General features: G+C 72.3%; 10 protein-coding genes. 1 reads left to right on the top strand and 9 read right to left on the bottom strand.

What is annotated here, in order from left to right:
• Positions 1 to 19: 19 nt before the first annotated feature.
• The 3 genes from LG634_RS26120 to LG634_RS26110 are packed head-to-tail and all read right to left on the bottom strand — an operon-like array spanning position 20 to position 2,288.
• Positions 20 to 757: a thioesterase II family protein gene (locus LG634_RS26120; RefSeq protein WP_226736924.1), complete on the bottom strand. Its 738-nt coding sequence runs from the start codon at positions 755 to 757 to the stop codon at positions 20 to 22.
• Entirely contained in the window at positions 754 to 2,004 is a 1,251-nt protein-coding gene (locus LG634_RS26115; protein ID WP_226736922.1) for a cytochrome P450, read from the bottom strand. The genes LG634_RS26120 and LG634_RS26115 overlap by 4 nt, the downstream gene beginning before the upstream one ends.
• Entirely contained in the window at positions 2,001 to 2,288 is a 288-nt protein-coding gene (locus LG634_RS26110) for a phosphopantetheine-binding protein (protein ID WP_226736920.1), read from the bottom strand. The genes LG634_RS26115 and LG634_RS26110 overlap by 4 nt, the downstream gene beginning before the upstream one ends.
• A gap of 257 nt (positions 2,289 to 2,545) precedes the next feature.
• Here LG634_RS26110 and LG634_RS26105 point away from each other — a divergent pair, with 257 nt between their 5' ends.
• Positions 2,546 to 4,063, top strand: a complete 1,518-nt coding sequence (locus tag LG634_RS26105) for an FAD-dependent monooxygenase (RefSeq protein WP_226736918.1) — start codon at positions 2,546 to 2,548, stop codon at positions 4,061 to 4,063.
• Between the two features lie 189 nt (positions 4,064 to 4,252).
• Here LG634_RS26105 and LG634_RS26100 read toward each other — a convergent pair whose 3' ends face one another.
• The 6 genes from LG634_RS26100 to LG634_RS37980 all read right to left on the bottom strand — a co-directional run bounded on the left by LG634_RS26100 (position 4,253) and on the right by LG634_RS37980 (position 22,509).
• Positions 4,253 to 5,014: an ABC transporter permease gene (locus tag LG634_RS26100; RefSeq protein WP_226736916.1), complete on the bottom strand. Its 762-nt coding sequence runs from the start codon at positions 5,012 to 5,014 to the stop codon at positions 4,253 to 4,255.
• Entirely contained in the window at positions 5,011 to 5,964 is a 954-nt protein-coding gene (locus tag LG634_RS26095) for an ATP-binding cassette domain-containing protein (protein WP_226736914.1), read from the bottom strand. The genes LG634_RS26100 and LG634_RS26095 overlap by 4 nt, the downstream gene beginning before the upstream one ends.
• A 138-nt stretch (positions 5,965 to 6,102) precedes the next feature.
• Positions 6,103 to 6,837, bottom strand: a complete 735-nt coding sequence (locus tag LG634_RS26090) for a thioesterase II family protein (protein ID WP_226736912.1) — start codon at positions 6,835 to 6,837, stop codon at positions 6,103 to 6,105.
• A 90-nt stretch (positions 6,838 to 6,927) separates the two neighbouring features.
• A complete protein-coding gene (locus LG634_RS26085; RefSeq protein ID WP_226736910.1) occupies positions 6,928 to 10,821 on the bottom strand; it encodes a non-ribosomal peptide synthetase in 3,894 nt (1,297 codons plus the stop codon).
• Positions 10,822 to 10,947: 126 nt separating this feature from the next.
• The gene (locus LG634_RS26080) at positions 10,948 to 14,751 is read right to left on the bottom strand and encodes a non-ribosomal peptide synthetase (protein ID WP_226736946.1); all 3,804 of its coding nucleotides are present in this window, start codon (positions 14,749 to 14,751) and stop codon (positions 10,948 to 10,950) included.
• Positions 14,752 to 14,757: 6 nt separating this feature from the next.
• Positions 14,758 to 22,509 carry a non-ribosomal peptide synthetase gene (locus tag LG634_RS37980; RefSeq protein ID WP_264203604.1) on the bottom strand — a complete coding sequence of 2,584 codons (7,752 nt, stop codon included), beginning with the start codon at positions 22,507 to 22,509 and terminating at the stop codon, positions 14,758 to 14,760.
• Positions 22,510 to 22,514 lie beyond the last annotated feature (5 nt).

Below are 22,514 nucleotides of genomic sequence, written 5' to 3'. Positions count from 1 at the left end.
ACCGCCGGCGGGCGGTGGTTCACCGCCAGGAGGCCAGCGACCTCATCAGTTCGTCCGGCGCGTCCATGAAGTCGTAGTGGCCGCCGTCGACGACCCGGAACTCGACCGAGTCCGAGTAGCGGCGCCACCCCTCGAGCTCCTCGAGGGTCACGTCGGTGTCGTCCCGCCAGTGCAGGACGACGATCGGGCAGTCCACCTTGACCGGCGTCTCGCGCCGGTAGGCGCCCGCGGCGGCGTGGTCGCGCAGCAGCACGAGCATCCCGAAGTCGACCATGTCGGGCCGGGGTTCTATGCCGCGGCTGCGCAGGAACGTCTCCAGTTCGGCCCGCAGCTCCGGCTCCGTCATCTGCAGCATCCGGTCGCGCGAGGCGTCGTGCGGGGCCGGCTGGCCCGACACGTAGAGGCAGTCGGGTCCGCGCAGGCCGCGCTCGGCGAGCCGCAGGACCGTCTCGTACGCGGGCATCGCACCCGCACAGTGTGCGAAGAGCGCGTACGGCCGGTCCAGCGCGGGTTCGAGGGCCTCGGCCAGGCTGTCGGCGAGGTTCTCGTACGTGCCGTAGTGCGGGTGCCCCAGCCGGTTCTCACGGCCGGGGAACTGCACGGGCAGCACCTCGGCGTCGCCGATGGCGGCCGGCCAGGCGCTGAACGCCGACGCCCCGGACCCGGAGAACGGGAAGCAGAGCAGCCGGGCGGGGTGCCCGAACGACGGCGGCCGGACGAACCACGGCGACGGGGCGGTGACGGTGGCGGTGGTCATGGCGTCTGCCGTTTCTTGCCGGTGATCGGCAGGTGGGTCATGCCGGCGATGAAGTACGAGCGCAGGTGCTGCGCCTCGCCGGCGAACTCCAGCGACTCGAAGCGGGTGAGCAGCTCCTCGAAGAAGATGCGCAGCGTCATCCGGGCCAGCGGGGCCCCGATGCAGAAGTGGGTGCCGAACCCGAAGGCCCCGTGCCGCTTGGCGCCGGCCCGCGTGATGTCGAAGGTGTGCGGGTCCGGGAACATGGACTCGTCCCGGTTGCCCGAGCCGATCCACGCCACGACGGCGCCGCCGGCCGGGATGGTGCCCCCGCCGATCTCGACGTCCTTGGCCGCGTACCGCATGAAGTTGCACGCGGCGGAGGTCCAGCGCAGGCCCTCCTCGACGAGGTTGGGGACCAGCGACAGGTCGGAGGCCGCCTTGTCCCACTGGACGGGGCGCTCGATGAGCGCCTCGACGGTGCCCGACACGGTGTGCGGGGTGGTGACGTTGGCGCCCAGCAGGATGCTGTAGCCGTCGAGGGCGATCTCCTCGTCGGACAGCGGCTCGCCGCCCGGGCGGACGGACATCAGGTGGTGCAGGAGGCTCTCGTCCTCCTCGCCGGCCACCCGGTGGTTCTTCACCCAGTCGCGGACGTAGTTGAGCAGCTCGTGGTGGGAGATGGCCAGGGTGGCCGCCTCGCTGCCGATCTGGAAGTGCGGGTCCGAGGGGGCCGTGACCATGGCGGTCAGCTGGACCAGCTCTTCCCAGTCCTTCTCGGGGATGCCGAGCAGCGGTCCGGTGACCAGGGCCGGCAGCAGCAGCGCCTTCTCGGCCAGGTCGAAGACCTGGCCGTCGACCGCGGGCTGGAGGAACCGCACGACGGTGCCGCGGATCTTCTCCTCCCAGGACTGCACGGCGCGCGCGGTCAGCTTGGAGCCGAGCGGGCGGCGGACCTCGGTGTGCCGCGGCGGGTCGGTGGAGGTCATCAGCACGCCGGCGGCGGGGTCGTCCGTGCCGAGGTGGGTGGGGACCGTGCCGCGTTCGGAGGTGAACTCGCGGTGGTCGCTGAGCACCCGGCGGACGTCCTCGTACCGGGTGACCGACCAGAACTCGCGGCCGTCCGGCAGCACCTGGTGGTGCAGCGGGGCCTGGGCGCGCATGACGTCCCAGATCGGGTGCGGGTCGCCGTCCGTGTAGAGGTCCAGGTCGAACAGGTCGACGGTGGCGAGGTCGACGTCGCGCGGGGGGCCGGGCGTCAGCCTCACGCCGCCGCCCTCCCCTGCTCGATCAGCTCGGCGACACGGGTGGGGGTCTGCGCCAGGTAGAAGTCGCGGACGGACAGCTGGACGCCGAAGTCCTGCGACACCCGCTCGATGATCTTGATGCCGGTCAGCGAGTTGCCGCCGAGCACGAAGAAGTCGTCCTCCACGCCGACCTTTCCGTCGGCGAGGAATTCACCCCACAGCTCGGCGATTTCCTGCGCCAGCGACTTCGGGGCGTTCGCGTCCTGTCCACCTCGCGGGTGGAGCACCTGCGGCGACGATTCCATTGCCGTTCTTTCCTTCCTCTGCCGACCGGGAGACCCGTATGTCGTCCCGCCGGCGGGACGAATTCTCTGAATGGCCGTGTCGAGTGTCGCGTGAATTCACGTCCGGGAACATGCTTCCCGTCCCGCCGGCGGGACGGGAGTCCACCGCCGGCGCGCCCCGTACCGGAACCGGCGTTCCTTGACCGGCCGATCCGCGTTCAGTGAACGTGGGGGGGATTTAACGACGTTAGAGGCTCAGTGGAGTGAGGGGGATCGACGTGGAACACACCGGCATGGACGCGGACGTGATCGTCGCGGGGGCCGGGCCGACGGGCTTGATGCTCGCCTGTGAGCTGCGGCTGGCGGGCGTCGACGTGATGGTCGTCGAGCGGCTTCCGGACCGCACGGGCGAATCCAGGGCCGGCGGGATCCACTCCCGCACCCTGGAGGTCCTGGACCAGCGCGGCATTCTCGACCGTTTTCTCGACGCCGGCGAACTCCAGCCGGTCGGTCATTTCTCCGGCATGTATCTGGACTTCGACGACTCGGAGTCGAGGCATCCCTATCCGCTGATGATCCTGCAGTCGACGATCGAGCAGCTGCTGGAGGAATGGGCCGGGGAACTCGGGGTGCGGATCCGCCGCTCTTCCGAGGTGATCGGAATCCGGCAGGACGCCGACGGAGTGACGGTCGAGACCGGCTCGGAAGACGCCGGGACGACGAGTCTGCGGGCGCGCTGGCTGGTGGGCTGCGACGGCGGCCGGTCCGCGGTCCGCAAGCTGGCCGGCATCGGCTTCCCCGGGACGCCGGCCACCATGACGGCGCTGATCGGCGACGTCGAACTGCCGGAGCTGCGCGAGGACTACGTCTGGGTGCGGCGCACCCCGGCCGGCGACTACTCGGCGATCGCGTTCGAGCCGGGCTGGTTCCGGGTCATCACCTCCGAGTACGACCGGGTGGTGGGCCGCGACGAGCCGGTGACGTTCGAGCAGCTGCGGGAGTCCCTGGTCCGGGTGGCCGGCACCGACTTCGGCATCAACAGCCCGCGCTGGGTGTCCCGGTTCAACGACGCCGCCCGGCAGGCCGACCGGTACCGGGAGGGCCGGGTGCTGCTCGCGGGCGACGCGGCGCACATCCACTTCCCGGCCGGCGGCCAGGGTCTGAACATGGGCGTGCAGGACGCCGTCAACCTGGGCTGGAAGCTGGCCTCGGTGGTGCGCGGAGACGCTCCGGAGAGCCTGCTGGACACCTACCACGCCGAGCGGCACCCGGTCGGCGCGCGGGTGCTGCAGAACACCCGGGCGCAGTCGGCGCTGGCCCGTCCGGGGGCGCAGCACGACGCGCTGCGCGAGATCTTCGGCGAGCTGATGGTGTTCGACGACGTCAACCGGCACCTGCGGGGCATGCTGACCGCGCTGGACGTCCGCTACGCCCTCGACGGCGACCACCCGCTGGTGGGGCGCCGGGTCCCGGACGCGGACCTGAAGACGGCCGACGGCGAGACCTGCGTGTACGAGCTGCTGCACGAGGGCCGGCCGGTCCTGGTCGGTCTGGAGGGCAACCCCGTCGTGGCGGCGGTGGCCAAGGGCTGGGCGGACCGGGTCGACTACGTCGAGGCGGTCGCCGAGGAGGAGGCCTGGCCGGTCCCGTCGATCGACGAGGTGCCGGCTCCGGCGGCGGTCCTGGTCCGTCCCGACGGGCACGTGGCCTGGGCGGCGCACCCCGGCGAGGAGCCGGACGCGGCGGCGCTGCGGGCGGCGCTCACCACCTGGTTCGGCCCGGCCCGCCAGGGCTGAGCCACCGGTACGACGAGGGCGGCCGCCGGGACCCTGAGAGGGTCCCGGCGGCCGCCGTCGCATGCCCGCGCGTACCGCCGCGTCTCCCGGGCTCGCCGGCCCCGGACACGGCGAAGCCGCCTCGGCGACGGGGGTCTTGCGCCGAGGCGGCTTGCGCGGGGGGCACCGGCCGGGGGCCGGGCCGGCGGGTCACGCCCGCTTGTTGAACGTGGACACCGACCACACGTAGCCGACGATCACGAAGCCGACGCACCAGGCGACGGCGGCGGCCAGGTCGCCGCCGGCCACCTCGCCGAGCAGCAGGCCGCGCAGCGTCTCGATGATCGGGGTGAAGGGCTGGTACTCGGCGAACTGGCGCACGCCGGCGCCCATGGTGTCCGCCGGGACGAACGCGCTGCTGAGGAACGGCAGCATGATCAGCGGCACGGTGGCCAGGCCCGCCGACTCGGCGGTCTTCGCGGCCAGGCCCAGGGCGACGGTGAGCCAGCCGGCCCCGAGGCTCAGCAGCACGATGACGCCGAACACGCCGAGCCAGTCCAGGGCGCTCGCCTTCGGGCTGAAGCCCATGGCGAAGGCGACGCCGATGATGGCGGCGCAGGACACCAGGCAGCGCACGGTGGTGACGATGACGTGCCCGGTCAGCATGGAGCCGCGGGAGACGTCCATGACCTTGAAGCGGTTGATGACGCCCGTGGTCATGTCGGAGTTGACGGCGGTGGCGGTGGCGCCCAGGCCGTAGCTGATGGCCATGACGAGCAGGCCGGGGGTGGCGTAGTCGACGTAGTCGGCGCCGACGCTGAACGCGCCGCCGAACACTCCGACGAACATGAGCATGATGATGATCGGGAACAGCACCGCGTTGAAGATCGCCACGGGGTTGCGCGTGGTGTGCTTCAGGTTGCGGCGCAGCATGATCGTGGAATCGGCCAACGGCGTCGAGACAGCGCTCACTGTGCGATCGCCTCCTTGCTCAGGTGCTCGGTGCTGGTGTTCTCGGTCAGGGCGAGGAAGACGTCGTCCAGGTCGGGGCGCTGCACCGAGAACTCCTGGGCGTCGAGCCCGCTCGCGTCGAGGCGGTCCAGCAGGGCGCGCAGCGAGCGGGTCTCGCCGTCGCTCGGCACCCGCAGGATGAGCTCCTCGTCGTCGCGGGTGGCCTCGACGAGGATCCGCGCGGCCGCGTCCAGCTCGAACTGGTCGGCGAACCGGAACCGTACGTGGGTTCCGGGGATCTGGCGCTTCAGCTCCTCCGGGGTGCCCTGGGCGACCAGGCGGCCGCCGTTGAGGACCGCGATCCGGTCGGCGAGCTGGTCGGCCTCCTCCAGGTACTGGGTGGTGAGGAAGATGGTGGTGCCCTCGGCCACCAGCTCGCGGACGATCTGCCACATGGTGCGCCGGCTGCGCGGGTCGAGGCCCGTGGTCGGCTCGTCGAGGAAGATGATCTCCGGGTTGCCGACCAGGGTCATCGCCAGGTCGAGCTTGCGGCGCATGCCGCCGGAGTAGGTCGCCGACATCTTGTCCGCGGAGGCGACCAGGTCGAAGCGCTCCAGCAGCTGGTCGACCAGCTTGTCGCCGTTGGGCACGCGCTTCAGGTCGGTCATCAGCCGGAGGTTCTCACGCCCCGTCAGCAGCTCGTCCACGGCGGCGTACTGACCGGTGACGCCGATCGCGGAGCGGACCTTCTTGGTCTCGCTCGCCACGTCGTGGCCGGCGATGCGCACCGAGCCCGCGTCGTGCTTCATCAGCGTGGTCAGGATGTTGACGGTGGTCGTCTTGCCGGCCCCGTTGGGGCCGAGCAGGGAGAAGATCGACCCGGCGGCGACGTCGAAGTCGACACCGTCCAGGACGACCTTGTCGCCATATGCCTTGCGCAGCCCAGAAACTGCGATCGCTGAACTTCTCATGCCTCCACTTTCCTCTCCGGGCCTGTCACCGGCCTGTCACCGCCCTGACACCGCGGCGATGCGGGGTGATTCCGCATCGCCGCGGGTCAAGGGCGCTCGAACGGTCCCGCGCGGACGGGCGCGGGCCCGCCTGCCGGGTCAGCGGTCGCCGGCGGACTGCGCCTCGATCACGTCGAGCACCTCACGGCCGGCGTCGACCAGGTACATGTGGTCGCCGGGGAACTCCACGTAGTCGAAGGTGCCGGTGGTGGCCGCCTGCCACTGGCGGCCCTCCTCGGCGGTGACCAGGCCGTCGACCTCGCCGCGCAGCGAGGTGATCGGCACGGTGACCGGGTCGTCGATGCTCGGCACGTAGTTCTCGTGCATCTCGCAGTCGGCCTGGAGCACCGGGAGGATCAGCTCGCGCATCTCCGGGTGGTCCAGCGCCTCGTGGCGGAAGCCGGCGAACTCCTCGACGCGGGCGAGGAACTCGTCGTCCTCCAGGCCGGAGGCCCGGCGCTCGCGCTGGGTCCAGGGACCCGGTGAGCCGCTGACGACCAGACGCTGCACGTCGATGCCGCGCGCCGTCAGCAGGTGCACCAGCTCGTACGCGAGGACGGCGCCGAGGCTGTGCCCGAACAGCACGACCTTCGCGTTGTCGCCGAGGTCCGCGACGATGTCGTCGATCGAGCCCTTGGCGGCCTCGACGACGTTGCGGTACGGCTCCTCCAGGATGCGGCGTTCCCGGCCCGGCAGCTCGACCGACGTCACGCGCCAGCGGCCGGCGGACAGGTCCCGCCACGGGTGGAAGAACGACGGGCCCGCGCCCGCGAACGGCACGCACAGCAGCGTGGTCTGGTCCCCCGGCACGGCGGACACGTCGGGCTCTGACACCCCGACCAACCCCAATCTCTTGGACAGTCTGTTGATGGTGGGCAGGGCCGCGGCGCGGCCCTGCGGTGGTGGCCCTGCGGCCGCGCTGCGCTACGGCAGCCGCGGTCCGACGACCTCGAAGAACTGGGCCACGGGCGCCGGCATGTGCATCTCGTGGTGGGTGGCCGCCATCTCGTGCACCTCCAGGGCGCCCTGGACGTACGGCCGCCACAGGTGGGCGTACGACTTGTCCTCCAGCGAGGCGTGGAAGTACAGGACGTCGCCGCGGTAGGCCGGGGAGGTGTAATCCATCATCCGGGCCGTGTTGTTGGCCATGACCCGGGCCATGGTGTCGAGGAAGCCCTGCCGGTTGCCCATGCGGATGTACTGGCCGAAGTCGTCCTCCAGTTCCGCCCGGTAGTCGGCGGAGTCCTTGCCGGCGTGCACCTCGGTGAAGCCGTGGCCGCCGGGCTGGGCGTCCAGGATGGCCACCAGGGAGACCTCGTGGCCGAGCCGGTCGAGGGCGTCGGCGACGGCGTGCACGACGGTACCGCCGTACGACCAGCCGATCAGGTAGAACGGGCCCTCGGACTGGATCTCCAGCATCCGGGCGACGTAGTCGTCGACCATCTCCTCGACGGAGCCGGCGAGCACGTCCTCGCCGTCGGAGCCGCGGGACTGGAGGGCGTACGCCGGGCGGTCCGAGAGGTGGTTGACGAAGCTGTAGTACGCCCAGCCGAGGCCGCCGCCGCCGTGGAAGAACCACACCGGCTCCTTGCCGGTGCCCGGGTCCTCGTTGAGCGGGAGGACGACGGCGAAGGTGTCGGCGTCGTCGGCGGGGACGCCGCCGGCGAGCATCAGCGCGGCGAGTTCGGCGACCGTCGGGTACTTGATGACGGTGCGGATCGGGATGTCGATGTCGAACTCGTTGCGGATGCGGACGCTGAGGCGGGTGGCGAGCAGCGAGTGGCCGCCGAGGGCGAAGAAGCCGTCGTCGATGCCGACCTGCTCGCGGCCCAGCAGCTCGGCGTACAGGGCGCACAGGCGCCGCTCGTAGGCGTTGCGGGGCTCGCGGCTGACGGCGGCGCCGGTGTCCTCGTCGGGCAGGGCGCGCTTGTCGAGCTTGCCGTTCGAGGTCAGCGGGATGTCGTCGAGGGCGATCAGCGCGGACGGCACCATGTACGAGGGCAGGCGGCCGTGCAGGTACTCGGTGAGGCGGTCGGCGAAGCCTTCGGCGGCGGTGCCGTCCTCGGGCACCACGTAGGCCACGATGCGCTTGTCGTCGGCGCCGTTCTCGCGGACCAGGACGACGGCCTGTGCCACCTCGGGGTGGCCCGCGAGGGACTGCTCGATCTCGCCGAGCTCGATGCGGAAGCCGCGGACCTTGACCTGGGAGTCGGCGCGGCCGACGTACTCCAGCTGCCCGTTCTTCGACCAGCGGACCAGGTCGCCGCTGCGGTACATGCGCTCGCCGGGCCCGCCGAACGGGTTGGCGACGAACCGGGAGGCGGTCAGGTCGGAGCGGCCGTGGTAGCCGCGGGCCAGGCCGTAGCCGCCGACGTACAGCTCGCCGGTGACGCCGGTGGCCGCGGGCATCAGGTTGGTGTCGAGGACGTAGGCGTGCAGGCCGGGGACGGCCGGGCCGATGACGCTGGCGCGGAACCGGTCGGCGGCGTGCTCGTCGAGGTCGATGCGGGTGACGTGCACCGTGGTCTCGGTGATGCCGTACATGTTGACCAGCACCGGCGCGTCGGAGGCGTGCCGGGCGTACCAGTCGGCGAGCCGGTTCAGGTCGAGGGCCTCGCCGCCGAAGACCACGTACCGCAGCGCGAGGTCCTGGCCGGGCTCGTCGGCGTCGGCCTGGACGAGCTGGTAGAACGCGGACGGCGTCTGGTTGAGGACGGTGACCTGCTCGCGGGCCAGCAGCTTCAGGAAGTCGGCCGGGGAGCGGGAGACGTCGTACGGGACGACGACGAGGCGGCCGCCGTGCAGCAGCGGGCCCCACAGCTCCCACACGGAGAAGTCGAAGGCGTACGAGTGGAAGAGGGTCCACACGTCGTCGGCGCCGAAGGAGAAGTCCGCGGTGGCGGTGAACAGCCCGATGACGTTGCGGTGCGGGATCAGGACGCCCTTGGGGCGGCCGGTGGAGCCCGAGGTGTAGATGACGTACGCCGGGTGCGCGGAGGTCAGCGCGGTGCGGCGGTCGGCGTCGGTGAGGTCGTCGGCGCTGTGCCCGTCAAGGCCGTCGGTCTGGTCGAGGTAGACCTGCGGGAGGTCCTGGGCCAGCTCCTGCGCGGCGGCGTTGTCGCTGGTGGTGACCATCAGGACCGGCTTGGAGTCCTGGACGATGTACGCGATGCGGTCGGCCGGCGAGTCCGGGTCGATCGGCAGGTAGGCGCCGCCGGCCTTGAGCACGGCGAGCAGGGCGACGACCAGTTCGGCCGAGCGCTCCAGGCAGACGCCGACGAGGGACTCGGGACCGACGCCCTGGGCGACCAGGTGGCGGGCGAGCCGGTTGGCGCGGGCGTTGGCCTCGGCGTAGGTGAGCGAGGTGTCCTCGTAGCTGACGGCGATCCGGTCGGGGTGCTCGGCGGCGCGGCGCTCGAACACCTCGGGGAGGGTGGCGGCGGAGATCTCGCCGCCGGCGTCGTTGACCTCGGTGAGCAGGCGGTGGCGCTCGTCGGCGCCGAGCACGTCGATGTCGCCGATGCGGCGGGTCGGGTCGGCGGCCAGCTGCTCCAGCACGCGGGTCAGCCGGGCGGCGATGACCTCGGCGGAGTCGCGGTCGAAGAGCTGGGTGGCGTACTGCAGGTCGCCCTGGAGGGCGCCGGTCTCGTCCATGGTGAGGCTGAAGAACAGGTCGACCATGGCGGTGGACGGGATGGCCTGCTCGAACTTCACGTCGAGGCCGGGGATGCCGAGGTCCGGCTTCTGGTAGCTCTGCCAGGCGAACATGACCTGGAACAGCGGCTGGTAGGAGGCGGAGCGCTCCGGGTTGATGGCCTCGACGAGCAGGTCGAACGGGACGTCCTGGTACTCGTAGGCGGTCAGCGCCTTGTCGCGGACCTGCGACAGCAGCTCCGTGAAGGTGGGGTTGCCGGCGAGGTCGGCGCGCAGCACCTGGGTGTTGACGAAGAAGCCGATCAGGTCGGCGAGCGCCTCGTCGGTGCGGCCGGCGATCGGGGAGCCGATGGTGAGGTCGTCGCCGCCGCCGAGCTTGCGCAGCAGCACGGCCAGCGCGGCCTGGAGGACCATCGACATGGAGGCGCCGCGCTCGTCGGCGATCTTCTGGAGGCCGGCGGCGGTGTCCGCGCCCACGGACAGGCCGATGGTCTCGCCGTGCGAGTCGGCCTCCGCGGGGCGGGGCCGGTCGGTCGGCAGGCTGAGGGGCTGCGGGACGCCGTCGAGCTCCTTGCGCCAGTACTCGACCTGCTGGGCGGCGAGGCTGCCCGGGTCGGTGACCTCGCCGAGGACCTCGCGCTGCCACAGCGCGTACTCCTTGTACTGGACCGGCAGCGGCTCCCACTGCGGGGCCAGGCCCTCCTTGCGGGCGGCGTAGGAGGAGATCAGGTCGCGCATCATCGGGGCGCTGGAGCTGCCGTCGGAGGCGATGTGGTGGACGACCATGACCAGCACGTGCTCGTCGGCGGCGGCCCGCAGCAGGTGGGCCCGGAAGGGCAGTTCGCCCTCCAGGTCGAAGCCGTGCGAGACGGCCTCGTCGATGGCGCCGCGCATGTCCTCGGGGGCCACGTCCGCGGTCAGCACCCGCGGGTCGGCCTCCTCCAGGGAGAGGACGCGGGAGAAGGGTTCGCCGTCATCGTCCGTCGCGTACGTCGTGCGCAGGATCTGGTGGCGGTCGACCAGGTCGCGGACGGCCGCGACGAGCGCGCCCTGGTCCAGGGACCCGGTCAGCCGGAACGCGGCCGAGATGTTGTAGGTCGCCGCCCCGCCCTCCAGCTGGTGCAGCAGCCACATACGACGTTGGGCGAATGACAGCGGGATCATATGCAAGTCCTTTGGGTGCATCGGGCGCAGACGGGGGACGGCGGGCGCGCGGCCGCCGTCCCCCGTTACCTCGCCGGTGGTTCGGGGCGGTCGTTCAACCGGCAGGGGCGGACCGACGCAGGGTCGTCACGCCAGCCTGCGGTTGAGGACCTCGAAGACTTCGGCCACGGGTCCGGGCATGTGCATCTCATGGTGCACGGCGCGGACATCGTGAACCTCGAGCGAGCCTTGAACGAGGGGCCGCCAGAGGTCCATGTAGTGGTCCTCCTGCTCGGTGGCGTTGAAGAACAGCACGTCACCGCGGTACACGGGGGACTCGAACTCCATCATCCGGGCCATGTTGTTGGCGAGGACCCGGGACATGCAGTCGAGGAAGTGCTCCTTGTTGTCGGTGCCGATGTACTGGCCGAAGTAGTCCTCCAGTTCGGCGCGGTAGTCCGACAGCTGCTTGCCCTGGTGGATGGCCGTGAAGCCGTGGCCGCCGGGCTGCGAGTCGAGGATCGCGACGAACGCGATCTCGTGTCCCAGCCGGTCGAGTTCGTGCGCGACGGCCTGGACCACGGTGCCGCCGTAGGACCAGCCGATGAGGTGGAACGGGCCCTCGGACTGGACCTTCAGCATCTGGGCGACGTAGTCCTCGATCATCTCCTGCACGGAGCCGGCCAGGGGGTCGACGCCGTTGGAGCCGCGGGACTGGAGGGCGTACGCCGGCCGGTCGGTGACGAACGGCACGAAGCTGTAGTACGCCCAGCCCAGGCCCCCGCCGCCGTGGAAGAACCACACCGGCTCGCGGCCGGTGCCGGGGTCGGCGTTCAGCGGGAGGACCACGTCGAACGGGTCGGCGTGCTCGCCGCCGTGGGCGGCGCCGGACAGCAGCGCGGCGATCTCGGCGACCGTCGGGAACTTGATGATGGTGCGCAGCGGGATGTCCACGCCGAACGCCTTGCGGATGGCGACGCTGAGGCGGGTGGCCAGCAGCGAGTGCCCGCCGAGGGCGAAGAAGCCCTCGTCGATGCCGACCTCGTCGCGGCCCAGGAGCTGCGCGAACAGGGCGCACAGCTGCTCTTCGTGGGCGTTGCGCGGGCCGCGGCCGGCGGGGATCACGGCCGCCTGTGCGTCGGGCAGGGCCTTGCGGTCGAGCTTGCCGTTGGGGGTGAGCGGGATCCGGTCGAGGGGGATCACGGCGGACGGCACCATGTACTCGGGCAGGAGGGCGCGCAGGTGGACGTCGACCGAGTCGAGCAGTTCCTCGGGGTCGGCGTCGGCGTCCCTGGGGACGACGTAGCCGACGATGCGCTTGTCGCCCTCCTGGTCCTCGCGGATCACGACGGCCGCCTGGGCGACGCCGGGGTGGCCGGTGAGGGCGTACTCGACCTCGCCGAGCTCGATGCGGAAGCCGCGGACCTTGACCTGGAAGTCGCTGCGGGCCAGGTACTCCAGGGCGCCGTCGCGGTTCCAGCGGACCAGGTCGCCGGTGCGGTACATGCGCTCGCCGGCCGGGCCGAACGGGCAGGGCACGAACCGCTCGGCGGTGAGGTCGGGGCGGCCCTGGTAGCCGCGGGCCAGGCCGTCGCCGGCGATGTACAGCTCGCCCTGGACGCCGCGGGGCACGGGGCGCAGCCGGGCGTCGAGGACGTACACGCGGGTGTTGCCGATGGGCCTGCCGACCGTCACGCCCTGCCCGGCGGTGATGGGCGCCATGGTGGACCAGGTGGTGGTCTCGGTGGGGCCGTACCAGTTGCCGGCTTCGGCGGCCTGCGCGGCGAGGGTTTCCGCGAGGCGGGCCGGGACGGCTTCGGCGCCGGTGATGATGCGCAGCCCGCGGGCGGCGTCCGGCTCGTGGGTGAGGAGCATCTGCCAGAAGGCCGGGGTGGCCTGGACGACGGAGACGTCGTGCCGGCGGATGAAGTCCACGATGGCGGCGGGCTCGGTGACGGTCTCCTTGGCCGCGAGGACCATGGTGGCGCCGCACACGAACGGCAGGTACAGCTCGGTGTTGGCCATGTCGAAGGACACCGTCGTGGCGAACAGCATCCGCTCCCCCGGCGCCAGCGGGAACCGCTTGCGGACGGAGGCGATGAAGTTGGCGAGGGCTCCGCGGGGGACGGCGACGCCCTTGGGGGTGCCGGTGGAGCCCGAGGTGTAGATGACGTACTGGGTGGTGGCGTCGGGGACGGCCACGCCCGGGTCGGTGTCCGGATACGACTCCCAGTCGGCGGCGGCGAGCGTGTCGGCTTCGAGGACGAGGACCGGGTCCGCCTGCTCAAGGACGAAGTCGGTGCGGGAGCGCGGGTGGTCGGGGTCCACCGGCACGTAGGCGCCGCCCGCCTTGAGGACGGCGAACAGCGCCACGATGAGGTTCACGGTGCGGGGCAGGGCCACCGCGACCGGGGACTCGGGTCGCACGCCCCGGCCGATCAGCCAGTGGGCCAGCCGGTTGGAGCGGGCGTCCAGCTCCCGGTATGTGAGGTATTCGGTTTCGGCGAGGACGGCGACGTCCGCGGGTCTCTCCCGCACCCATCTCGCCACCGCCGGGAGCAGCCCGCCCTCCAGGGTGGGCTCGGCGGTGTCGTTGACCTCGGTCAGCAGCTGCCGGCGCTCGGCGTCGTCGAGGACGTCGATGTCGCCGACGGACCGGTGCGGGGCGGCGGCCACCTGCTCCAGCACCCGGGCGAACCGGTCGCCCATCGCCTCGACGGTGTCGCGGTCGAACAGCCTGGTGGCGTACTGGATGTCGCCGTACAGCGTGCCCGACTCGTCGAGGGTCATGCTGAAGAACAGGTCGACCATGGCCTTCGAGGTGAGGGCCTGCACGAACTCGACGTCGAGGCCGGGGAAGTCGAAGGTGGGCTTCGCGAAGTTCTGCCAGCCGCACATGACCTGGAACAGCGGCCGGTACGCGTTGGAGCGCTCGGGGTTCAGTTCCTCGACGAGCACGTCGAACGGGACGTCCTGGTACTCGTAGGAGGCCAGCGCCTTGTTGCGGACCTGGGTGAGCAGGTCGGCGAACGAGGGGGCGCCGGACAGGTCGACGCGCAGGACGAGGTTGTTGACGAAGCAGCCGATGAGGTCGGCGAGCGCCTCGTCGGTGCGGCCGGCGATCGGCGAGCCGATCGGCACGTCGTCGCCGCCGCCGAGCTTGGACAGCAGCACCGCCAGCGCGGCCTGGACGACCATGGACATGGTCGCGCCGCGTTCGGCGGCCAGCTTCTCCAGGCCGGCCGCCACCTCGGGCTTGACGACGAAGCCGACGGCGTCGCCGTCGGTGCTGACCTCGTCGGACCGCGGGCGGTCCAGCGGCAGCGTCAGCGGCTCCGGCACGCCGGCCAGTTCCCCGCGCCAGTACGCGATCTGCTGGGCGCCGATGCTCTGCGGGTCCGCGAAGTCGCCGAGCACCTCCCGCTGCCACAGCGTGTAGTCCTTGTACTGGACGTCGAGGGGCTCCCAGCCGGGCGCCCGGCCGGCCTTGCGGGCGGCGTAGGCGGCGGCCAGGTCGCGGGCGAGCGGGGCGCCCGAGCTGCCGTCGGTGGCGATGTGGTGGACCACCACGACGAGCACGTGCTCCCGCTCCGAGCAGCGGATGAGGCTCGCCCGGAACGGGATCTCCGACGCCAGGTCGAAGGTGTGCGCGACGACCGCGTCGATCGAGGCGGGCACCCCTTCGGGTGCCGCCTCGACCACCGGCAGCCGCACCTGGGTCAGGGCCTCCGCCGTGGGGAGGATCCGCTGGTGCGGCTCCCCGCCGTCATCCGTCACGTACGTGGTGCGCAGGATCTCGTGCCGGTCGACCAGGTCACCGAGCGCGGCCTCGAGGGCGTCGCGGTCCAGTGAGCCGGTCAACCTGAGGGCGGAAGACATGTTCCACGTCTCCCCGCCCTCCAGTTGGTGCATGAACCAGTAGCGTCGTTGTGCGAATGACAGCGGGATCATCATCGATCAGTCCTTTTTGACCATGGATCGCAGACTGGGACGACGAGGAGCGGCCGATTCCTGCGACCAGGCGGCGAGTTCCGCCACCGTCGGCAGGTCGAAGATCTTTCGGATGGGTATCTCGATGCCCATCTCGGCGCGGGCACGGCTGATCAGGCGGGTGGCGAGCAGGGAGTGCCCGCCGAGCTCGAAGAAGCCGTCGTCGATGCCGACCCGTTCCACGCCGAGCACTTCGGCGAACAGCGTGGCAAGGGTCTCCTCGCGGGTGTTGCGCGGCGCGCGGTACTCGGCGCCGTTGAACTCCGGCTCGGGCAGTTCTGCCCGGTTGAGCTTGCCGTTCGGGGTGAGCGGCAGCCGGTCGAGAACCATGAACGCGGACGGCACCATGAAGTCGGGCAGCCGTTCCGCGACGAATCCGTTCAGCTCCTTGGTGGTCAGAGCCGAGGCCTCGCCGCCCGCGATGTCGCCGGCCGTGGGCACGACGTACGCGACGAGGAGCTTGGACGTGCCGGCGCCGCGGCCCTCGCGGGCGACGACGGCGGCCTGGGCGACGCCCGGGTGGGCGGTGACCGCGGCCTCCACCTCGCCGGGCTCCACACGGAACCCGCGCACCTTGACCTGGGAGTCGCCGCGGCCCGCGTACTCGAGGGCCCCGTCGGAGTTCCACTTGGCCAGGTCGCCGGTGCGGTACATGCGGGTGCCGGCGGGGCCGAACGGGTCGGCGACGAACCGCTCGGCGGTCAGCTCGGCGCGGCCGTGGTAGCCGCGGCCGACGTTCCCGCCGACGTACAGCTCGCCGACCGTGCCGGGCGGCACCGGCGCGAGGCCGGGGCCGAGCACGTAGGCGCGCATGTTGCCGAGGGGGGTGCCGACGGGCGCGCTGCCCGCCGGGTTCGGCGCGTCGCCGGCCACGGTGAACGTGGTCGCGTAGAACGACTCGCTCTGGCCGTAGGCGTTGACGACCCGGACGCCCGGGAAGGCGGCCCGCGTCTTCTCCACGAGCGACGGCGGCAGGGCCTCGCCGGCGAAGACGACCGTCTCCACGGAGGTGCGGCCGGCGATCTGGTCGACCAGTTCGGCGAACGCGGAGGGCACGGTGGAGATGACGCTGCCGCGCCAGCCCTCCGTACGCTCCCCCAGCACCAGGACGTCGCGGACGACCTCGACGACACCGCCGTGGGCGAGGGTCGTGAAGATCTCGAACGCGGAGACGTCGAAGTTGACGGAGGTGCCGGCGAGCAGCCGCTTGCCGGGCGCCATGCCGACCCTGGCCGCCAGTTCGAGGACGCCGTTGACGACGTTCCCGTGGGTGATGGCGACGCCCTTGGGCTTGCCGGTGGAGCCGGACGTGTAGATGACGTACGCCAGCTGGTCCGCGCCGGTCGGCAGGCCGAGCGGGGAGTCGTCCGCGGGCAGGTCGAGCCGGTCGAGGAACAGGTCCGGGGCGGTGTGCTCCGGCAGCACGCCGACCGTCGCGGAGTCCGTGAGGACCAGGCGCGGCTGCGCCTCCTCGAGGATCGCCGCGAGGCGGTGGCTGGGGTACTTCGGGTCGACCGGCAGGTACGCGCCGCCCGCCTTGAGGACGGCGAGCAGGGCGACCACCAGGTCCGCCGACCGCGGCAGCGACACCGCGACCACCGACTCGGCGCCCACCCCGCGGCCGGCGAGGGCGCGCGCCAGGCGGTCGGCCCGGGCGTTCAGCTCGCGGTACGTGAGGGAGGTGCCGTCGGCGACGACGGCGCTCTCGTCCGGGGTGCGGGCCGCCTGGGCCTCGAACAGGCCGTGGATGCCGGTGTCCGGGACGTCGACGGCGGTCGCGTTGTACGCGCCGAGCAGCAGGTCGCGTTCCGCCGGGTCGAGGATGTCGACCTGCGCGACCAGGGTCTTCGGGTCGGCCGCGAGGTGCGCGAGGATCCGCAGGAGGCGGTCCCCGAGCGCCTGCACGGAGTCCTCGCCGAAGACGCCCTGCGTGTACTGGAGGATGAGCTGGAGGTGCGGTGCGGCGGCGGCCATCAGGGTCACCGGGTAGTTGGTGCCGGTGGCGGCGCGCAGCCCGGTGAAGGTGATGCCGTCGGCGGCGTCGGAGGCGGCGCTGATGCCCTCCTCGTCGACCGGGTACGACTCGAAGACGACCAGCGTGTCGAAGAGGGACTTGAGCCCCACCGACTGCTGGATCTCCGTCAGGCCGTAGTAGTGGTGGTCCAGCAGGCCGGCCTGCCGGCTCTGCAGGCGGGTCAGGACCTCGGCGAGGGTGTCGCCGGGTCCGTACTCGACGCGCACCGGCAGCGTGTTGATGAACATGCCGACGATGGAGTCGATGTCGGTGACGGCCGGCGGGCGGCCGGAGACGGTGGCGCCGAACACCACGTCGCCGCGGCCGGCGAGCTGGCCGAGCAGCAGCGCCCAGGCGCCCTGCACGAGGGTGTTGATGGTGACGCCCAGTTCGGTGGCGCGGCGGCCCAGGGTGCGGGCCTGCTCCTCGGGGAGGGCCAGCTCGATCTGTGCGACGCCTTCGCCCTTGCCCTCGGAGCCGGGTGCGAGCAGCGTCGGCTCCTCGACGCCGGCCAGCTCCTGCGACCAGACGCGGGCGGTCTCCTCCTGGTCCTGGCGGGCGCGCCAGGTGAGGAACTCGCCGAAGTCGCGGGTCGCGGCCAGGCCGGAGCGGTCGCCGTCGGCCGCGTAGAGCAGCAGCAGGTCCTGCATGAGCAGCGGCATGGACCAGCCGTCGATCAGGACGTGGTGGGCGGTCATGACGAGTTCGGCGCGGCCGGACTCCAGGAAGACCAGGGCCATCCGGATCAGCGGCGGGTTCGCCACGTCGAAGTGGGCGGCCTGGTCCTCGGCGAGGAACGCCTCGAACTGCTCGGTGCGGGTCTCCTCGTCGAGGCCGGTCAGGTCGAGGTGCTGCCAGGGCAGCGTGACCGACTCGGGCACGACCTGGACGACGTCGCCGTCGGCCCGGTTGACGAACGCGGCGCGCAGGATGCCGTGCCGGGCGATCAGGGCCTGGGCGGCGCGCTGCATCCGGCCGGGCTCGACCTCGCCGGCCAGGTGGAAGACCAGCTGCATGTGGTACGCGTCGTACGAGGACGCGGCGCCCAGCATGGTGTGGAAGAGCATGCCGGACTGGACCGGGGTGGTCGGCCAGATCCGGGACAGCTTGCCGAACTGCGCCTCCCAGCCGTCGATCTCCTGCTGGCCGACCTGGACCAGCGGGGCGTCGCTCGGGGTGAGGCCGCCGGCCTCGGGGGTGGCGGCGTGCCGCGCCAGGGCGGTCAGCGCCTCGACCCACAGGGCGGCCAGCTCGGTGACCTCGTCGCGGGTGAGGACGCCGGTCGGGAAGCCGAAGTAGGCGGTCAGTTCCTCGCCGGCGGGGGTGCCGGTGGCGACCGCGTTGATCTCCAGCGCGGACAGCACGGGCATGTCGGCGTCGGCTGCGGCGATCAGGTCCTGGTGGGTGGTGTCCGGGGCCCAGCCGAGGCCGCGGAGCTCCTCGGGGATGTCGGCGGCGGACGCCCGGCCCAGGTAGTTGAAGCCGATCCGGGGCTCCGGCAGGCCGGCGAGCGCGCCTGCGGTCTCCGGGTTGAGCCGGCGCAGCAGGCCGTAGCCCATGCCGTTGTCGGGGACGGCGCGCAGCTGCTCCTTGACGGCCTTGACGGCCCGGCCGGCGGCGGCGCCGCCGGCGAACGCGTCGGCGAGGTCGATGCCGGCGAGGTCGAGCTTGACCGGGTACATGGCGGTGAACCAGCCGACGGTGCCGGACAGGTCGGCGCCGGGCACGAGGTGGTCCTCGCGGCCGTGGCCCTCCAGCCGGACCAGGGTGGAGTCGCCGGCGGTGCCGCGGCTGCGGCGCCACTGGGCGAGCGCCAGTGCGAGGCCGGTGAGCAGGCCGTCGTCGACGCCGCTGCGGAACACGGCGGGCACCGTGTCGAGGAGGGCGGCGGTGACGTCGGCGGGCACCTGGATGCGCAGGGTGTCGACGGTGGCGGTGACGTCGGTGGCGGGGTCCACGTCGCGGGCGCCGAGCACGGGCTCGTCGCCGCCGAGGATCTCCTGCCACCGGTCCAGTTCGGCGACCCGCGCGGGGGTGGCGGCCTCGTCGGCGAGGGCGTGCATCCAGCGGCGCAGCGAGGTGCTCTCGGGTGCGGCCGCGGGGGCGAGGCCGTCGCGGACGCGCTGCCAGGCGGCGGCGAAGTCGGGCACCAGGATGCGCCAGGACACGCCGTCGACGACCAGGTGGTGCAGGACGACGAGCAGGCGGTCGGCCTCCGCGTCGGAGGTCAGCCACACGAACTGGGCCATGACGCCGGCGTCCGGGTCGAGCCGGTCGGCAGCCGCGTCGAGTTCGGCCTGCACGTCGGCGCCGTCGTAGCGGACCTCGTGGACGAGGGCCGCGGCGTCGACGCTGCCGGCGGGCTGCATGAGCAGGCTGTCGCCGGCCCGGTCGAGGCGGGAGCGCAGCACGTCGTGCCGGTCGAGGACGGCCTGGAGGGTGGCGACCAGGCCGGTGCGGTCGATGTCCGCGGGCAGGGTGAGCAGCGCGGACATGCAGAACCGGCCGATGCCTCCGCCCAGTGAGAGGACGTGTGCCGCGGTCGGGGGCAGCGGGGCCGGGCCCACGCCGCCGCCGGGCAGCTCGGCGAGGACGATCCGCTCCTCCTCCTCGCGGCCCTCGACGAGTTCGGCGAGGCGGGCGACGGTGCGCTGCTCGAAGATCTCGCGGGTGCTGACGAGGACGCCGCGGGTCTTGGCGCGGGCGACGACCTGGATGGAGCGGATGCTGTCGCCGCCGCTGGTGAAGAAGTCGTCGTCGATGCCGACCTGCTCGGTGCCGAGGACGTCGGCGTACACCTCGGCGAGGATCCGCTCGGCCTCGGTGCGCGGCGCCCGGTACTGGGCGCCGGTGAACTCCGGCTCGGGGAGGGCGGCCCGGTCCAGCTTGCCGTTCGCGTTGAGCGGCAGCCGGTCGAGGACGACGAACACGGCGGGCACCATGTAGTCCGGCAGGCCCTGGGCGGCGAACTTGCGCAGGTCGGACTCGGAGACGGCGGTGTCGGGGCCGGCGGGTGCCACGTAGCCGACGAGGCGGGCGGTGCCGTGGTGGTCCGGGCGGACGGTGACGGCGATCTGGCCGACGGCCGGGTGACGGCCGATGACGGTCTCGATCTCGGTGGGCTCGACGCGGATGCCGTTGACCTTGACCTGGCCGTCGGCGCGGCCGGCGTACTTCAGCTGTCCGTCGGCGTCCCACTGGGCGAGGTCGCCGGTGCGGTACATGCGGGTGCCGGGCTCGCCGAACGGGCAGGCGACGAACCGCTCTGCGGTGACGGCGCCGTTGCCGTGGTAGCCGCGGGCCACCAGGCCGGCGACGTACAGCTCGCCGATGACGCCGGGGGCGACGGGGGTCAGCTCGGGGCCCAGGACGTACGCGCGCATGTTGGCGAGCGGCTGGCCGACCGGGACCGCTCCGGTGCCGTCGGCGGCCTCGGGGACGGTGTGGGTGGTGGCGTAGAAGCTCTCCGTCTGGCCGTACGCGTTGACGACGCGGGTGCCGGGCAGCACGGTGCGGACCTTGCCGACGAGGTCGGCGGAGAGGGCTTCGCCGGCGAACACGACGGTGCCGATGTCCAGGCGCGGGCCGCCGGCGGCGACCTGGTCGAGCAGGGCGGAGAACACCGAGGGAACGGCGGACACGGTGGTGCCCGTCCAGTTGTCGCGCTCGGCGAGTTCGAGGACGTCGCGGACGATCTCGACGGTCGCGCCGGTGGTGAGCGCGGTGAAGATCTCGAAGACGGAGACGTCGAAGTTGACGGAGGTCGCGGCGAGCATCCGGGAGCCGGCCTCGGCCTGCACGGTGCGGCGCAGGTCGCGGACGCCGTTGACGACGCCGGCGTGGGTGATGGCGACGCCCTTGGGGGTGCCAGTCGAGCCCGACGTGAACATCACGTACGCGAGGTGGTCGGGCGCGGTGGCGGCCTCGGGCAGCGGGGCGGCCGGACCCGTGAGGTCCAGCGTGTCCAGGCGCAGCACGGGGGCCCGGCTCGCCTCGACGGTGGCGGCGGCCACGGCGTCGGTGAGCACCAGCGCGGGCGCGGCGGTCTCCAGCAGGAGGCCGATGCGCGAGGACGGGTAGTTGGGGTCGATCGGCAGGTACGCGCCGCCGGCCTTGAGCACGGCCAGCAGGGCGACCGCCAGGTCGGCGGTGCGCGGCAGCGCGACGGCGGTGAGCACGTCGGGGCCGACGCCGTGCTCGCGGAGCACGGCGGCGAGCCGGGCGGCGCGCTCGTCGAGCTCGCGGTAGGTCAGCTCGGTCGGCCCGGCGACGACGGCGGTGGCGTCCGGGGTCAGGGCGGCCTGTGCGGCGACCTGTCCGTGGACGGTGCCGGCCGGAACGGGGGCGGTCGTCTCGTTGAGCTTGGTGAGCCAGTTGTGCTCGGCGTCGGTGAGGACGTCCACGGCGCCCAGGCGGGTCGTGGAGTCGGCGACGACCTGGCGCAGCACGCGGACGTAGCGGTCGACGAGGCCCTCGGCGGTGCCGTGGTCGAACAGCTCGGTGGCGTACTCCAGGCGGCCGATGGCGCCGCCGCCGGGGGCCGGGACGATGTTGAAGAACAGGTCGAACTTGGCGGTGCCGGTGCCCGCCGGGACGGGCGTGAGCTTGAGGCCCGGGATCTCGATCTGCGACCACTCGAACTGCCAGGCCAGCATGGTCTGGAAGAGCGGCTGGTACGCGGTGGTGCGGTCGGGGCTGAGCAGTTCGACGAGCCGCTCGAAGGGCACGTCCTGGTTGTCGTAGGCGGCCAGCGCCCGGTCCCGGACCTGCTCCAGCAGGTCGCCGAAGGACGGGTTGCCGGACAGGTCGACGCGCAGCACCCAGGTGTTGGCGAAGAAGCCGATGAGGTCGTCGAGCTGCTCGTCGGCGCGGCCCTCGATGGGGCTGCCGATGGTCAGGTCGTTGCCGGCGCCCAGGTGGTGCAGGAGGACGGCGAGGACGGCCTGGGCGACCATGGGCGCGGTGGCGCCGCGGCCGCCGGCGAGCTTCTGCACGCCGGCCAGCAGGTCGGCGTCCAGGGTGAAGTCGACGTGGCCGCCCTGGTGGCTCGCGGAGGTCGGCCGCGGCCGGTCCAGCGGGAGCTGGACCGGCTGCGGGACGTCCGCGAGTTCCCTGCGCCAGTAGTCGAGCTGGGCCGCGGCGACGCTCTGCGGGTCGTCCTCGTCGCCGAGGACCTCCCGCTGCCACAGCGTGTAGTCCTTGTACTGGATGGGCAGCGGCTCCCAGCCGGGGGCGCGGCCCTCGGTGCGGGCCGCGTACGCCGACAGGAAGTCCCGCATGAAGGGCGCCATGGACGCCCCGTCCGCGGCGATGTGGTGGAACACGAACACCAGCACGTGCTCCTGCTCGGAGACGCGCAGGACGGTGGTGCGCAGGGGGAGCTCGGTGTCCAGGTCGAAGCCTTCGCACGCGGCCTCGTTGGCGGTGGACTCCACCGCGTCCGGGGCCACGTCGACCACCCGGAACTGGAGGGGGGCCTCCTCCGGGGGCAGGATTCTCTGCTCCGGAGTGCCGTCCGCGTTCTCGACGACGAGGGTCCGCAGACTCTCGTGCCGGGTGACGACATCCGTCACGGCCGCCGCCAGGGCCGCCGTGTCCAGCGGCCCTTCCAGGCGCAGGACGAACGGGATGTTGTAGGTCGCAGACGGGCCTTCCAGTCGGTGGAGGAACCACAGCCGGCGCTGTGCGAAGGACAACGGGATCATCGAGG

The organism is Streptomyces bambusae, assembly GCF_020532645.1.
In the GTDB taxonomy this organism is placed as follows: domain Bacteria; phylum Actinomycetota; class Actinomycetes; order Streptomycetales; family Streptomycetaceae; genus Streptomyces; species Streptomyces bambusae.
The sequence above is the reverse complement of the archived record's forward strand: the minus strand, read 5'-3'. Positions and strand labels throughout refer to the sequence as shown.